Annotated in this window: 18 protein-coding genes; 1 reads left to right on the top strand and 17 read right to left on the bottom strand. The window is 63.3% G+C overall.

All coding sequences use genetic code 11. From position 1 onward, the window contains the following. Positions 1-5 precede the first annotated feature (5 nt). The 17 genes from nuoG to Q1A71_RS01285 all read right to left on the bottom strand — a co-directional run bounded on the left by nuoG (position 6) and on the right by Q1A71_RS01285 (position 11400). Positions 6-2021 (bottom strand): NADH-quinone oxidoreductase subunit NuoG, encoded by a 2016-nt coding sequence (gene nuoG / locus Q1A71_RS01365; RefSeq protein ID WP_299670906.1) that lies wholly within the window; start codon positions 2019-2021, stop codon positions 6-8. Positions 2022-2067: 46 nt separating this feature from the next. Further along, a complete protein-coding gene (locus Q1A71_RS01360; protein ID WP_299670904.1) occupies positions 2068-2475 on the bottom strand; it encodes a DUF5333 domain-containing protein in 408 nt (135 codons plus the stop codon). Positions 2476-2572: 97 nt separating this feature from the next. Beyond that, positions 2573-2896: a hypothetical protein gene (locus tag Q1A71_RS01355; RefSeq protein ID WP_299670902.1), complete on the bottom strand. Its 324-nt coding sequence runs from the start codon at positions 2894-2896 to the stop codon at positions 2573-2575. Between the two features lie 4 nt (positions 2897-2900). After that, the gene (locus tag Q1A71_RS01350; RefSeq protein WP_299670900.1) at positions 2901-3389 is read right to left on the bottom strand and encodes a DUF3291 domain-containing protein; all 489 of its coding nucleotides are present in this window, start codon (positions 3387-3389) and stop codon (positions 2901-2903) included. A 3-nt stretch (positions 3390-3392) separates the two neighbouring features. Then, the gene (locus Q1A71_RS01345) at positions 3393-3884 is read right to left on the bottom strand and encodes a DUF5333 family protein (protein ID WP_299670898.1); all 492 of its coding nucleotides are present in this window, start codon (positions 3882-3884) and stop codon (positions 3393-3395) included. Continuing rightward, positions 3881-4378, bottom strand: coding sequence for a DUF3291 domain-containing protein (locus Q1A71_RS01340; protein WP_299670896.1), 498 nt, complete (start codon positions 4376-4378; stop codon positions 3881-3883). Before Q1A71_RS01340 ends, Q1A71_RS01345 begins: the two co-directional genes overlap by 4 nt. A 4-nt stretch (positions 4379-4382) precedes the next feature. Continuing rightward, positions 4383-5678 (bottom strand): NADH-quinone oxidoreductase subunit NuoF, encoded by a 1296-nt coding sequence (gene nuoF / locus Q1A71_RS01335; RefSeq protein ID WP_299670894.1) that lies wholly within the window; start codon positions 5676-5678, stop codon positions 4383-4385. 13 nt (positions 5679-5691) lie between these two features. Continuing rightward, positions 5692-5940 (bottom strand): DUF5337 domain-containing protein, encoded by a 249-nt coding sequence (locus Q1A71_RS01330; RefSeq protein WP_299670892.1) that lies wholly within the window; start codon positions 5938-5940, stop codon positions 5692-5694. Positions 5941-5982: 42 nt separating this feature from the next. Beyond that, a complete protein-coding gene (locus tag Q1A71_RS01325; RefSeq protein ID WP_299670890.1) occupies positions 5983-6660 on the bottom strand; it encodes a hypothetical protein in 678 nt (225 codons plus the stop codon). A 72-nt stretch (positions 6661-6732) separates the two neighbouring features. Then, positions 6733-7848 carry an NADH-quinone oxidoreductase subunit E gene (locus tag Q1A71_RS01320; RefSeq protein ID WP_299670888.1) on the bottom strand — a complete coding sequence of 372 codons (1116 nt, stop codon included), beginning with the start codon at positions 7846-7848 and terminating at the stop codon, positions 6733-6735. Between the two features lie 39 nt (positions 7849-7887). Continuing rightward, positions 7888-8151 carry a hypothetical protein gene (locus tag Q1A71_RS01315; RefSeq protein ID WP_299670886.1) on the bottom strand — a complete coding sequence of 88 codons (264 nt, stop codon included), beginning with the start codon at positions 8149-8151 and terminating at the stop codon, positions 7888-7890. Continuing rightward, positions 8148-9368 carry an NADH-quinone oxidoreductase subunit D gene (locus Q1A71_RS01310; protein WP_299671939.1) on the bottom strand — a complete coding sequence of 407 codons (1221 nt, stop codon included), beginning with the start codon at positions 9366-9368 and terminating at the stop codon, positions 8148-8150. Before Q1A71_RS01310 ends, Q1A71_RS01315 begins: the two co-directional genes overlap by 4 nt. After that, positions 9368-9736, bottom strand: a complete 369-nt coding sequence (locus tag Q1A71_RS01305; protein WP_299670884.1) for a hypothetical protein — start codon at positions 9734-9736, stop codon at positions 9368-9370. Before Q1A71_RS01305 ends, Q1A71_RS01310 begins: the two co-directional genes overlap by 1 nt. Next, complete coding sequence (locus Q1A71_RS01300) at positions 9736-9909, bottom strand: hypothetical protein (RefSeq protein WP_299670882.1); 174 nt, start codon at positions 9907-9909, stop codon at positions 9736-9738. The genes Q1A71_RS01305 and Q1A71_RS01300 overlap by 1 nt, the downstream gene beginning before the upstream one ends. Further along, entirely contained in the window at positions 9909-10514 is a 606-nt protein-coding gene (locus Q1A71_RS01295) for an NADH-quinone oxidoreductase subunit C (protein ID WP_299670880.1), read from the bottom strand. The genes Q1A71_RS01300 and Q1A71_RS01295 overlap by 1 nt, the downstream gene beginning before the upstream one ends. After that, entirely contained in the window at positions 10511-11044 is a 534-nt protein-coding gene (locus Q1A71_RS01290) for an NADH-quinone oxidoreductase subunit B (RefSeq protein WP_299670878.1), read from the bottom strand. The genes Q1A71_RS01295 and Q1A71_RS01290 overlap by 4 nt, the downstream gene beginning before the upstream one ends. Then, entirely contained in the window at positions 11035-11400 is a 366-nt protein-coding gene (locus tag Q1A71_RS01285) for an NADH-quinone oxidoreductase subunit A (protein ID WP_159974460.1), read from the bottom strand. The genes Q1A71_RS01290 and Q1A71_RS01285 overlap by 10 nt, the downstream gene beginning before the upstream one ends. 309 nt (positions 11401-11709) lie before the next feature. Between Q1A71_RS01285 and Q1A71_RS01280 the strand changes: the two genes are divergently transcribed. Continuing rightward, positions 11710-12216 carry a fasciclin domain-containing protein gene (locus Q1A71_RS01280; protein WP_299670876.1) on the top strand — a complete coding sequence of 169 codons (507 nt, stop codon included), beginning with the start codon at positions 11710-11712 and terminating at the stop codon, positions 12214-12216. Positions 12217-12475 lie beyond the last annotated feature (259 nt).

Below are 12475 nucleotides of genomic sequence, written 5' to 3'. Positions count from 1 at the left end.
AGCTCTCATTCCGCGGCCAGCGCCTCCTGTCGGCGGGCCTTTGCATTGGCCGAAAGCTCCGCCATCAGTTCGGACGCGCGGGCAATCGGGTTGGTCAGGTAGAAGTCCGCGACGGCACTGTGGAAGTCGCCGGACCCAAGCGCGCCGCGCTCCAGCGGCTGCCGCTCGTTTTCGGGCACGGCGTCGATCTGACCCAGATGCGGCACGTCTTTGACCAGCGCCTGCCGCAGCTGCGCGATGCTGTCGAAGGGCAGCTGCGCACCCATCTCTGCAGACAGCGCCCGCAGGATCGCCCAGTTTTCCTTGGCCTGCCCCGGTGCAAAGCCCGCGCGCAGCGCCAATTGCGGACGCCCTTCGGTGTTCACGAACAGCCCCGGCTCCTCGGTATAGGCCGCGCCCGGCAGAATGATATCCGCCCGATGTGCGCCCCGGTCGCCGTGGCTGCCCTGGTAGATCACGAAGGGCCCTGCAGGAACGTCGATCTCATCGGCCCCGAGGTTATAGATCACCTCTGCCTGTAGCGCGCTCTCGATGCCACCATCGCAGGTGGCATCAATGTCCATGGCGCCCACGCGGCTGGCCGCAGTATGCAGCACCAACACCTTGGAATTGCTGCGCTCTGCGAAGGCGTGGACCTTGCCGAGCACCGCCGCGCCGTCCTCACCGGTCAGCGCGCCCTGCCCGACAATCAGGATCTTCGGCTTATCAAGAACGTCCTCGACAGTCTCACTATCCCATGCGTGCAGCCCGTCACGACCCTTGCCATAGTGATGATACTCATAGGTCAAATCGACCGCTGGTCCGACCACGCCGATGCGGGCACCCTTCAGCCAGGCCTTGCGAATCCGGGCATTGAGAACCGGGGCCTCGATGCTTGGATCAGTGCCGACAAGCATGAAATGCGTCGCCTCATCGATCTCTTCGATGGAGGCGTTTCCGACATAGCCATAGCGGTTGCCCGCAGGCAGCTTGGCCCCATCGGTGCGGCATTCCACAACGCCGCCCTGCCCTTCGAGCAGCTGTTTCAGCGCGTACCCCGCCTCAACCGGAACGAGATCCCCGATGAGCCCCGCCACAGACTTACCGGCCATCGCATTGGCCGCCGCCGTCAAAGCCTCGGGCCAGCTTGCAGGCCGCAGCTTTCCGTTCTCGCGAATGTACGGCTTGTCGAGCCGTTGTCGCCGCAACCCGTCCCAGACAAAGCGGGTCTTGTCGGAGATCCACTCCTCATTGACGCCATCATGATTGCGCGGCAGAAAGCGCATCACTTCCCGCCCCTTGGTATCTACCCGGATGTTCGAGCCAAGCGCATCCATCACGTCCACGCTCTCGGTCTTGGTTAACTCCCAGGGCCGCGCGGTAAAGGCGTAAGGCTTCGAGACCAGCGCGCCCACGGGGCACAAGTCGATGATATTGCCCTGTAAATTGCTGTCGAGCGTCTGCCCGAGATAGCTGGTGATCTCCGCATCCTCGCCACGGCCCGTCTGGCCCATCTGGTGAATGCCCGCCACTTCGGTGGTGAAGCGCACACAGCGCGTGCAGGAGATGCAGCGCGTCATGTGGGTCTCGACCAGCGGGCCAAGATCTAGATCTTCGGTCGCGCGCTTCGGTTCGCGGTAGCGTGAGAAATCGACGCCGTAAGCCATCGCCTGGTCCTGCAGATCGCATTCACCACCCTGATCGCAGATCGGACAATCGAGCGGGTGGTTGATGAGCAGGAACTCCATCACCCCTTCGCGGGCCTTCTTGACCATGGGCGAATTGGTCTTCACCACCGGCGGCTGGCCTTCCGGGCCTGGGCGCAGATCCTTCACCTGCATCGCACAGGAGGCGGCAGGTTTCGGCGGCCCGCCCACAACCTCAACCAGGCACATGCGGCAGTTGCCCGCAATGGTCAGCCGCTCGTGATAACAAAAGCGCGGGATCTCGATCCCGGCCTCCTCGCAGGCCTGGATCAGCGTCATGGCGCCATCCACCTCGATCTCGCTTCCGTCAATGACAACCTTGCGTAAGTCGCTCATATCACTCGCCTTTAGCTCTGGTGCGCTGGCATCGTTGCCGCGCGCCCTATTCCTCTGCCCGCAGCAGCACGCCCACCGTGCTGTTCCGCGCGATTTCCTCTTTGCCAAGCGCGCAATAGCCCGCCTGATCCGTCTTCAAATCCTTCGACGCCATGTATTGCGCCGCCCGGGCACGCAGCCGGTCCTTCTCGGCGTCCGAGTCCACATGGGCGTCAATCTCCGCCTGAGTATAGCCCATGTCCTTCGCCGTTTGGTTCAAATTCTGCAATGCAGAAAGCGCCGGCAGGATACGTGCCGAAATCTGCGGGCAATTCTTGCGGATCTGATCCGCCAGCCCGATGGCAAAGAGCCCGTCGTCGATGGGCTTCACATCTCTCAGCGGCGGCTTGGCCAGCGCGCTGACCGGCGCGGCCAGCAAACCCGCAAGCATCAGTGAAACAACTGTTTTCCTCATATCCAACCTCCTGCAGGGCACAGCATGCGCCCAGTCCCCCCCGAGATGGGGTGCCGGCCCATTGCTATGCAATAGCAGGGATATGACGGCTGGCGGATCACTGCGGACAGGCCCCTTCCAGCGTCAGCGTGTCATTGGAAATCGGCAACACCTCATCCGCATCGTCGGGGCCCACGACCCACTCGATGGCCGAGCTGCCATATTCGTTCACACAAAACACCGTCGCCTCATAGCGCGCCGCCTCGCGCGCCCCCTCGAGCGAGGCCGAAACAGGCGATGCGGTCACCTGGAACTTGTGCCGCTCATCGAGATCACTGATGCCGGTGCGGTAGAATTGCCCGTCAAAGGCGATGTCCTCCGCCCCGCTGCCACAGGCCGCGAGCAGCCCCGCTATCATCAAAACTGCGTATACCGGTCTCATGCCTCTACTCCGCCGCCACCGGCGCACATCGGTTGCCCTGCCATTGGCGTGCCTCCTTCAGATGCGCCCAGCCAAAGGCATGGTCGCTGTCACCATGGGTGTTGAGATGCTCGAGCCGCGCCAGCGCCTCGTCCAGCGTCGGGCGATGGCCTTCCGGCACCCACCACATGACAAAATGCATCTCTCCAAGCACCTCGAACCACTCCGCCCGGCGTTCGTAAAACTGCTTGTGCAGCGTGCCCCAGACAAAAGTCTCCAGCTGCTCCACGCTCTCCCAGACGCTGAGGTTGGGCACGAACTGCGCATCGCCCCCGATGGCATTCTCCAGATTGCCCGGGCTGCCCGAGCCCTCCATCATCCAGACAAACCCGGGCATGCGTTTGCCCAGGCCATTGATCCGGTCGATATTGTCGACAAACTCCGCCACGCGCGGATCATCCATCGGCGCCACCAATCGGCCCACATTCAGCTCGGCGAGATGATATCCCTGCATCCGCTAGCCCTCCCTCTCTCTATCGATGAGAAACCGCCCGACCCTGCTGCCCGCGGCAAGCTCCGCCTTGCCCGCCGCGCAGAAGGTCTCGGGGTCCTCCTCATCCAGCCGCCAGCGTCGGATATAGGCGGTCTGATCCGCCGCCAACCGCCGCTGAAACTCCTGATTGCCATCCAGCCCCCGGAAGATCGCGTCCATCTGGTTCGGCGTGATGCCGTCGTCCAGCACGCGCTCCTTCAAGGCGCGCAACATCCGCTCTTCCTCGATCTGGCTGAAGGCGATGTCATCGCAATTGTCCGAGATATATCCCGCCGCCGAGAGCGGCACGATCTCGTCATAGATATAGTTGAGCGAGGGGCCCCCGCCCGCTGTCGTCCCGAAGATGTCCGAGGGCGTGCCCTGCGGCGCGATCCCCACCTGTCCGCAGGCCGCCAGCGCCAGCGTCGCAGCACTCGTCACGGCCCAGGCCGGCGGGAGACGGCGCGCGTGCATCATGCCGCAGCCCCGCACCGCTTGTCCTTCCAAAGCTGCGCGTCCTTCAGGTGGGCCCAGCCAAACGCCTCGCCGCTCTCGCCCTGCCGCTCCAGCAGCTGAAACCGCGCCATCGCCTCGTCGATGGAGGGTTTGTGCCCCACCGGCACCCACCACATCACCAGCCGCAGGGTTTCGACGGCGCCGTACCATTCCTCTTTGCGGTCGTAGAACTGTTTATGCACGGTGTTCCAGACAAAGTGCTCCAGGCGCGCCACGTCCTCCCAGACCGACAGCGTCGAGGCCGTGCGCGGGTTCCCCCCAAGCGGGCCTTGCGGATCGGCCTGCGCCGCCTCCATGGCGTCACCGTCCATCATCCAGACAAAGCCGGGGCTGCGTTGCGCAATCCCGTTGACAAGGTCCAGCCCGTTCACGAAATCCGCCACGCGCGGATCGTCCCAATCGTACAGGAGCGTGCCGAGGTTGAACTCCGCCAGATGGTGCCCCGCCGGCTGCATCGACCTACTCCGCCGCCACCGCGCTCACGCGGCCCGTGCGCTTGTGCTTGATGCGGTCCTCGATCTCGTCGCGGAAATGGCGAATGAGGCCCTGGATCGGCCAGGCCGCCGCGTCACCAAGCGCACAGATCGTGTGGCCTTCGACCTGTTTCGTCACGTCGAGCAGCATGTCGATCTCCTCGACCTCCGCCTCGCCCGTGACCAGCCGGTCCATCACGCGCATCATCCAGCCGGTGCCCTCGCGGCAGGGCGTGCATTGCCCGCAGCTTTCATGCTTGTAGAACTTCGACAGCCGCCAGATCGCCTTGATCACATCCGTGGAGTTGTCCATCACGATCACCGCCGCCGTGCCGAGGCCCGAGCGCTGTTCGCGCAGGTAATCGAAATCCATGATCGCCTCGCGCATGTCCTTGCCCGGAATGCACGGCACCGAGGACCCGCCCGGGATCACCGCCTTGAGGTTGTCCCACCCGCCGCGAATGCCGCCGCAATGGGTCTCGATCAGCTCCTCGAAGGTGATCGACATCGCCTCTTCGACCACGCAGGGGGTGTTCACATGGCCCGACACGGCAAAGAGCTTGGTGCCCGCATTGTTTGCCCGGCCAAAGCCCGCAAACCACTCCGGCCCCCGCCGCAGGATCGTCGGCACCACGGCAATCGATTCCACGTTGTTCACCGTGGTCGGGCAACCGTAGAGGCCCGCCCCCGCAGGGAACGGCGGCTTCATGCGCGGCATGCCCTTCTTGCCTTCGAGGCTTTCCAGAAGCGCCGTCTCCTCGCCGCAGATATAGGCCCCCGCCCCGTGGTGCAGGTAAAGGTCAAAGTCCCAGCCGGACCCCGCCGCGTTCTTGCCGACCAACCCCGCGTCATAGGCCTCGTCAATCGCAGCCTGCAGCGCCTCTTTCTCGCGGATGTATTCGCCGCGGATGTAGATATAGCAAGCATGCGCGTTCATCGCGAAAGACGCGATCAAACAGCCCTCGACCAGCGTATGCGGGTCGTGCCGCATGATCTCGCGGTCCTTGCAGGTGCCGGGCTCGGATTCGTCCGCATTCACCACCAGATAGGCAGGCCGCCCGTCACTTTCCTTGGGCATGAAGGACCACTTCAGCCCCGTGGGGAAGCCCGCCCCCCCGCGCCCGCGCAGACCGGAGGCTTTCATCTGGTCCACGATCCAGTCCCGCTCCTTCTTGATGATGTCCGCCGTGCCGTCCCAATGGCCACGCTGCTGCGCGCCCTTCAGCGTGCGGTCATGCATGCCGTAGAGATTGGTAAAGATCCGGTCCTTGTCCTGAAGCATTGCGCTTCCCCTCTCACTCGTTGCCGCGCGCGGCCTTGCGCGCGCGCCGTATCTGTAAAGACACCACCAGGGCCCAGAAGAGCCCCGCCAATGCCGCAAAATCGAAAAGAAAGGCGTACCGCCCGGGCATGCCCAGTTTCGGGCCCAGCCACAGCGCCAGCAGCCACAGCACCATGGTGCCCACGATCACAAGGCTGACCAGCCGCCCCTTGGCGGCCAGCGCGCGCTCCTGCGCCTGCCTGTCCTGATCCTGCGCACTCACGATCAGTTCTGCCTTTCCGTTCTTCCGTTTCGTTCCGGCGGCCTATCCGCCGCTGGCCAGCTTCTTGGCCTGACCGACCCAGTCGTCCCGCTCGATCCGGCCCTTGAACCGCAGCCGCTCATCGACCCAGGCGATGTCGTCCTTGGTCAGCGAGGCGACCTGATCGAAATGCCAGATGCCCAAGCTGTTCAATGTCTCTTCCAGCTTCGGTCCCACGCCGCTGATCTTCTTGAGATCATCCGCACCGCCGTCTCGCGGGCCATCGGTCAGCGCCGCCGGACGATCCGTATCCGACGTGGCCGGCGCTGCCGTCTTCGCGACTGTCTTCTCGGGCTTGGCCACCCCCTCCGCCTCGGCGTCCTTCTCATACTTCCAGTCGCCCTTGCGCGCCGCCAGCTCTTCCTCCCCGGCCAGCCGTTTGGAGGGCTGCACCTTGGGCGCGTCTGCTGCGGCCGTGGTGGCGGCGGGCGCCGGGGCCGCGGCGGGGGCCTCCTGTGCAGCGGCGTCCGACGACAGAGTCGCCGGGCCGGGCAACGGCCGCGTCATGATCCAGCTGATGATCGCCCCGAAGACGATCCAGACAACAAAGCCCGCGAAGGCGCCCTGCATAAAGCCCCAGTCGCCGAGCACCATCAGCAGCACCGCCGCCAAAACACCTCCCGCCAAGGCCACGAGCCAGCTGCCCAGAGCCATGCCGATCATACCTTCGTTGTTGTCCATCCCGTCCCTCTTTTCCTGTTGGTCGTCCGTTCAGACTCTCATTCTAATCAGCTTTTTGCGCTTTTGGAAATTTCAGGTGGCCGTGTCCTGGGCCAGATCGCGGGCCTGCTGGACCCAGTTGTCTCTGCTGACCCGGCCCTTGAAGCCTTCAAGGTTCTCATCGACCCAGGCGACCTCCGCGTCAGTCCAGGCCGCGACCTGGTCGAAATGGAAAAAGCCCAGCGAGTGCAGCAGTTTCTCGAGCTTGGGCCCGACCCCCTTGATCTGCTTCAGATCATCGGGGCCACCCTCGCGCGCCGCCTCCAGCGTCGCGGGCTTTTCTCCCACAGGCGCGGCGACTGCATCCGCGGGGTCGGATTTCGAGGGCGGCTTGGCCTTGGAGGCCGCTTGCGCCTGCTGCTCGGTGATCCCGGTCGCATCCGCCGGCACCCCGTCCGCGGGTCGCACGTTGCGCGGGGGGGCCTCGGCGACATTGGCCGCCTTGCCTTGCCACGGCATCACCAGCGGCACCTCGGTACCGTCGATCCGCTTGACCGTATCGCCGATGTCCACCGCCAGCTGCACCGAGGCGTTGTACTGGGTCTTGCCACTGTCGTATTCGGTCAGCGAGGTCAGCCCTTTCAGCGGCTCCGCCGCATAGCGCCCGTTCTGCGGTCCCGGCACGGGCACCTTGCCCGCCGCCAGCTCGTCGATGATCTCGCCCATGCGTTCAGCGGTCAGATCCTCGTAGTAATCCTTGCCGATCTGCGCCATCGGCGCATTCGAACAGGAGCCGAGGCACTCCACCTCTTCCCAGGAAAAATTGCCATCCGCCGAGAGCGCATGCGGCTCCGGCGCGATCTTCTCCTTGCAGACGGCCACCAGGTCCTCAGCCCCACAAATCATGCAGGACGTCGTCCCGCAAACCTGAATATGTGCAATTTTCCCAACAGGTTGCAGCTGGAACATGAAGTAGAACGTCGCCACCTCCAGCGCGCGAATATAGCTCAGCCCCAACATATCAGCGACCGTCTCGATGGCCGGTTTCGACAGCCACCCTTCCTGCTCCTGCGCGCGCCACAACAGCGGAATGATGGCCGAGGCCTGCCGCCCCTCAGGATATTTCGTGATCTGCCCCTCCGCCCACGCGAGGTTGTCCGGCGTGAAGGCGAAGCTTTCGGGTTGGTCAGGGTGAAGTCTGCGCAGCATGTCGGTGTCCTTTAGGTGCCGCGGGGCACGTCGATATCGTCAGAGCCGGTAAACGGCCTTCTCCGGTTTGGTGTTTGTCCAGAGACGCGGGGCCGTCTCGCACTGACCACCATTCGGGCAGATCGTGGGCACCTCATAGCAGTCGGCGTCGGGGCTTGGGTGGGTCCAGTATTTGGGTGTTTCACAGGTCGACCGGTCTGCCTGTTGCGTCTCGTGATCGCCCGGCGTGCCGGTGATGCCCGCAAACTTCAGCACAAGCGCCAGCGTCACGCAGAGGCCAAGCGCAATCAGCCTTCCGGTCATCGGTCAATCTCCCCGAACACCACGTCCATGGTCCCGATGATCGCCGCCACGTCCGCCAGCTGGTGCCCGCGCGACATGTGGTCCATCGCCTGCAGATGCAGGAAGCCGGGGGCGCGCAGTTTCGCGCGGTAGGGTTTGTTGGTGCCATCGGCCACCAGATACACGCCGAACTCGCCCTTCGGCGCTTCGACCGCACAATAGACCTCGCCCTCCGGCACGTGGAAGCCTTCGGTGTAGAGCTTGAAGTGGTGGATCAGGCTCTCCATCGACTGTTTCATGTCCTTCCGGCTCGGCGGCGTGATCTTGCCCCGGGCAAGGATGTCGCCCTGCCCGTCCGGCGCGCGCAGCTTCTCGATCGCCTGCAGGATGATGTGGACCGACTGGCGCATCTCTTCCATGCGCACCAGGTACCGGTCATAGCAGTCGCCGTTCTTGCCCACGGGGATCTGGAACTCGAACTCGTCGTAGCACTCGTAGGGCTGCGCGCGGCGCAGATCCCAGGCAAGGCCCGAGCCGCGCACCATCACACCCGAGAAGCCGTATTCGAGGATGTCCTCCTCGGTCACGATGCCGATATCGGCGTTGCGCTGTTTGAAGATGCGGTTTTCCGTCAGCAGCCCGTCGATATCCGCCATGACCTTCGGGAACTCCTTGGCCCAGGTCTCGATATCGTCGATGAGCTCGGGCGTGAGGTCCTGATGCACGCCGCCGGGCCGGAAATAGGCCGCGTGCAGCCGCGCGCCGCAGGCCCGCTCGTAGAAGATCATCAGCTTTTCGCGCTCTTCAAAGCCCCAGAGCGGCGGGGTCAGCGCGCCCACGTCCATCGCCTGCGTGGTGATGTTCAGCAGGTGGTTCAACACCCGCCCGATCTCGCAGAAGAGCACGCGGATGAGGCTTGCGCGCCGAGGCACCTCGACGCCGGTCAGCTTCTCGATGGCCAGGCACCAGGCGTGCTCCTGATTCATCGGCGCCACGTAGTCGAGACGGTCGAAATACGGCAGGTTCTGCAGATAGGTCCGGCTCTCCATCAGCTTTTCGGTGCCGCGGTGCAGCAGGCCAATGTGCGGGTCACACCGCTCCACGATTTCGCCGTCAAGCTCCAGCACCAGCCGCAGCACACCGTGCGCCGCCGGGTGTTGCGGCCCGAAGTTGATGTTGAAGTTGCGGATCTTCTGCTCGCCCGTCAGGGCGTCTTCAAAGCCTTTGCTTCCGTCCATCATTCTGAGCTTCCGTCCATAGTGTTGCCGCTGCGCATTTGCCAAGCCACGCGCCCTAGAGTCAAACTTAAGACAACCGCAGTGGTTGACCCAAAGCCGCTGCCCAGTATTGCAATTGCTTGCTCTCTTGGTCCCCCACTGAAAACTTGACCATTGAAATCAATCTTCTGAAAACCAATTGAGGCGCCCACCGCCAGAAAAACAGTCAAGCCACCAAAAAACAGGGTGACGGGCAACAGATCTTTTAACTTTGTACGTTCAGCGACAAAGATACCTGCAAGGAAAAACGCCACGATCACGAAAGGATTGGCCAGGGCTGACCAAAAGTGATGGCCAAAGGATGCTTTAATGATGGGCAAGCTATCCATCACCGCTTCTCCAGCTCTTGCAGCTTCAGGCCCATCCACCACAGCAGGGCAATCGTGCCCAGCGGGATCAGGCAGGCGGCGGCCCAATACTTGTTGATGCCGAAGAACGGCAGCAGCTTGACCATCGGGATCGCCGTTAGCGCCGAAAGGATGAGCCACCAGAAGCCACCCATTACTTCGCCTCCTGCTTTTCATCTCCCGGCAGAATGTATTCCGCGCCCTCCCAGGGGGACATAAAGTCAAACTGCCGGTACTCCTGCACCAGGCTCACCGGCTCATAGACCACGCGCTTCTGCGCCTCGTCGTAGCGCACCTCCGTATAGCCCGTGGTCGGGAAATCCTTGCGCAGCGGATAGCCGCGGAAGCCGTAATCCGTGAGGATGCGGCGCAGGTCCGGGTGGCCGGAGAACAAGATGCCGAACATGTCGAACACCTCGCGCTCGAACCAGTTCGCCGAAGGATGCACCGAGATGATCGAGGGCACCATCGCCTCCTCGCGGATGCTGACCCGCAGGCGAATGCGGTGGTTCTGATACATCGACAGCAGATGATAGACCACGTCGAAGCGCTTGGCGCGGCCCGTGTAGTCCACCGCCGTGATGTCCACCAGCGTCGAGAACTGGCAGGTGGCGTCCGTCTTCAGGAACTCCACCAGCCCCGCGATATTCGACAGGGTCACGTCGAGGTTCAGCTCGTCATGGGTCACATCCCAGGCCAGCACGCAATCCTCGCGTTTGGCCTCGATATAGGCGCCTAGTTCCTTGAGTGCGTCGCTCATCGTACAATCGTCCCCGTGCGGCGGATCTTGCGTTGCAGCTGCAGGATACCGTAAAGCAGCGCCTCCGCCGTCGGCGGACAGCCGGGCACATAGACGTCCACGGGCACGATGCGGTCGCAGCCACGCACCACCGAATAGGAATAGTGGTAATAGCCGCCGCCATTGGCACAGGAGCCCATGGAAATCACATAGCGCGGCTCGGGCATCTGGTCGTAGACCTTGCGCAGCGCGGGCGCCATCTTGTTGGTCAGCGTGCCCGCCACGATCATCAGATCCGACTGGCGCGGGGACGCACGTGGCGCGGTGCCAAAGCGTTCCAGGTCATAGCGCGGCATGGAGGTGTGCATCATCTCCACCGCACAGCAGGCGAGCCCGAATGTCATCCAGTGCAGCGATCCTGTGCGCGCCCAGTTGATGATGTCCTCGGTCGAGGTCAGCAGGAAGCCCTTGTCCTGCAATTCGCGGTTCAGGTCCTGCGTGGCGACGTCGCGGTCCACGCCCGCAACGTTGGCTCCGGCGGCTACTGCCATTCCAGCGCTCCCTTTTTCCATTCATAGGCAAAGCCGATTGTCAAAACGCCCAGAAACACCATCATCGACCAGAACCCCACCATGCTGATGTCCTTGAAGGCCACCGCCCAGGGGAAGAGGAAGGCAATCTCCAGATCGAAGATGATGAAGAGGATCGACACCAGATAGAAGCGGACATCGAATTTCATGCGCGCATCGTCGAAGGCGTTGAACCCGCATTCATAGGCCGAGACCTTCTCGGGGTCCGGATTGCGCACCGCCAGAACGACGGCGGCGAGGATCAGCACAAGGCCCAGCCCGATGGCCACGGCCAGAAACATGAGGATCGGAAGGTATTCCCGCAACATCTCGTCCAAGGCTTGGCTCCTTTTGTCTGCACCGGCGCCCATGGCACCATGCTGCCCCGCGGCGAACAGGGTCTATGCGGGTTTACGCCGCTCACCCCGCAGGGTCAACAGATGCCGCATCGGAAAACCCTTTGATTTGACGGCAATTCGGCCCATTACGTTAGCGCTCTCATTGTGCGTATTTCCGCTCAAAAAGCCAGTCCATCCAGCGAGATGTGATCTGATGTCACACCTGTGCCGTATACCCGGGTGCACGACAGGGGTGCAGCGCCCGTTGGCACTGCAGAGACCCAATTCAATATTGAAAAAGGACAGATCATGAACAGACGTTCCGCCCTCAAGGCCACCCTCGCCGCTGGCGCGCTCGCGGCCCTCACCGCCTGCGCCCCCGCCGATCAAGGCAGCGATATTGTTGATATCGCGGCTGCCAACGGCAATTTCAATACGCTGGTGGCCGCGGTTCAGGCCGCCGGTCTGGAAGAGACGCTGCGTTCGCCCGGTCCGTTCACCGTCTTCGCACCGACCGATGCCGCCTTTGCCGCCCTGCCCGCGGGCACGGTCGAAAGCCTGCTGCTGCCCGAAAACAAGGACCAGCTGGTCAGCATCCTGACCTACCACGTGCTTCCGGGTGCGGTGCAATCCGGTGACGTGCTTGGCTCGGTCACCAATGTGGCCACCGTGCAGGGCCAGACCGTGCGTGTGAACGGCACGGGCGGCAAATTCGCCGCTGCCGTGCGCGTGAACGATGCCAACGTCACCACCGCCGACATCCTCGCCACCAACGGCGTGATCCACGTGATCGACAAGGTGCTGCTGCCGCAGTAAGACCGCAGATCCGATCGACACAACGCCCCCGCCGATCACGGTGGGGGCAGAACGCCGCGCCCCCCACGGATACAGCGTTAGTTGTGGGGCCCAAAGCGCCGATCCAGCCATCCTCTAGAAGCGCTCAGGTTCGCCGTCGTCAAGGCCGCTTGCTGCGCCACAGGATCGCCGCCCCGCCTCGTCCAGCAACTCGCGCATGACAGCGTTTGGGGTCCAGACCTCCGAGCACGCGCGCGCAGGCCCGCCCCTCGGCCACGTC

The sequence above is a fragment of the uncultured Roseobacter sp. genome, assembly GCF_947493125.1.
GTDB lineage: Bacteria > Pseudomonadota > Alphaproteobacteria > Rhodobacterales > Rhodobacteraceae > Roseobacter.
Note: the sequence above shows the minus strand (reverse complement) of the source record. Positions and strands in the feature narration are given on the sequence as shown.

Bases quoted from the DNA above. Each gene is read 5' to 3' on its own strand.
- nuoG (WP_299670906.1), bottom strand. From the start codon at position 2,021: ATGAGCGACTTACGCAAGGTTGTCATTGACGGAAGCGAGATCGAGGTG.
- Q1A71_RS01360 (WP_299670904.1), bottom strand. From the start codon at position 2,475: ATGAGGAAAACAGTTGTTTCACTGATGCTTGCGGGTTTGCTGGCCGCG.
- Q1A71_RS01355 (WP_299670902.1), bottom strand. From the start codon at position 2,896: ATGAGACCGGTATACGCAGTTTTGATGATAGCGGGGCTGCTCGCGGCC.
- Q1A71_RS01350 (WP_299670900.1), bottom strand. From the start codon at position 3,389: ATGCAGGGATATCATCTCGCCGAGCTGAATGTGGGCCGATTGGTGGCG.
- Q1A71_RS01345 (WP_299670898.1), bottom strand. From the start codon at position 3,884: ATGATGCACGCGCGCCGTCTCCCGCCGGCCTGGGCCGTGACGAGTGCT.
- Q1A71_RS01340 (WP_299670896.1), bottom strand. From the start codon at position 4,378: ATGCAGCCGGCGGGGCACCATCTGGCGGAGTTCAACCTCGGCACGCTC.
- nuoF (WP_299670894.1), bottom strand. From the start codon at position 5,678: ATGCTTCAGGACAAGGACCGGATCTTTACCAATCTCTACGGCATGCAT.
- Q1A71_RS01325 (WP_299670890.1), bottom strand. From the start codon at position 6,660: ATGGACAACAACGAAGGTATGATCGGCATGGCTCTGGGCAGCTGGCTC.
- Q1A71_RS01320 (WP_299670888.1), bottom strand. From the start codon at position 7,848: ATGCTGCGCAGACTTCACCCTGACCAACCCGAAAGCTTCGCCTTCACG.
- Q1A71_RS01315 (WP_299670886.1), bottom strand. From the start codon at position 8,151: ATGACCGGAAGGCTGATTGCGCTTGGCCTCTGCGTGACGCTGGCGCTT.
- Q1A71_RS01310 (WP_299671939.1), bottom strand. From the start codon at position 9,368: ATGGACGGAAGCAAAGGCTTTGAAGACGCCCTGACGGGCGAGCAGAAG.
- Q1A71_RS01305 (WP_299670884.1), bottom strand. From the start codon at position 9,736: ATGGATAGCTTGCCCATCATTAAAGCATCCTTTGGCCATCACTTTTGG.
- Q1A71_RS01300 (WP_299670882.1), bottom strand. From the start codon at position 9,909: ATGGGTGGCTTCTGGTGGCTCATCCTTTCGGCGCTAACGGCGATCCCG.
- Q1A71_RS01295 (WP_299670880.1), bottom strand. From the start codon at position 10,514: ATGAGCGACGCACTCAAGGAACTAGGCGCCTATATCGAGGCCAAACGC.
- Q1A71_RS01290 (WP_299670878.1), bottom strand. From the start codon at position 11,044: ATGGCAGTAGCCGCCGGAGCCAACGTTGCGGGCGTGGACCGCGACGTC.
- Q1A71_RS01280 (WP_299670876.1), top strand. From the start codon at position 11,710: ATGAACAGACGTTCCGCCCTCAAGGCCACCCTCGCCGCTGGCGCGCTC.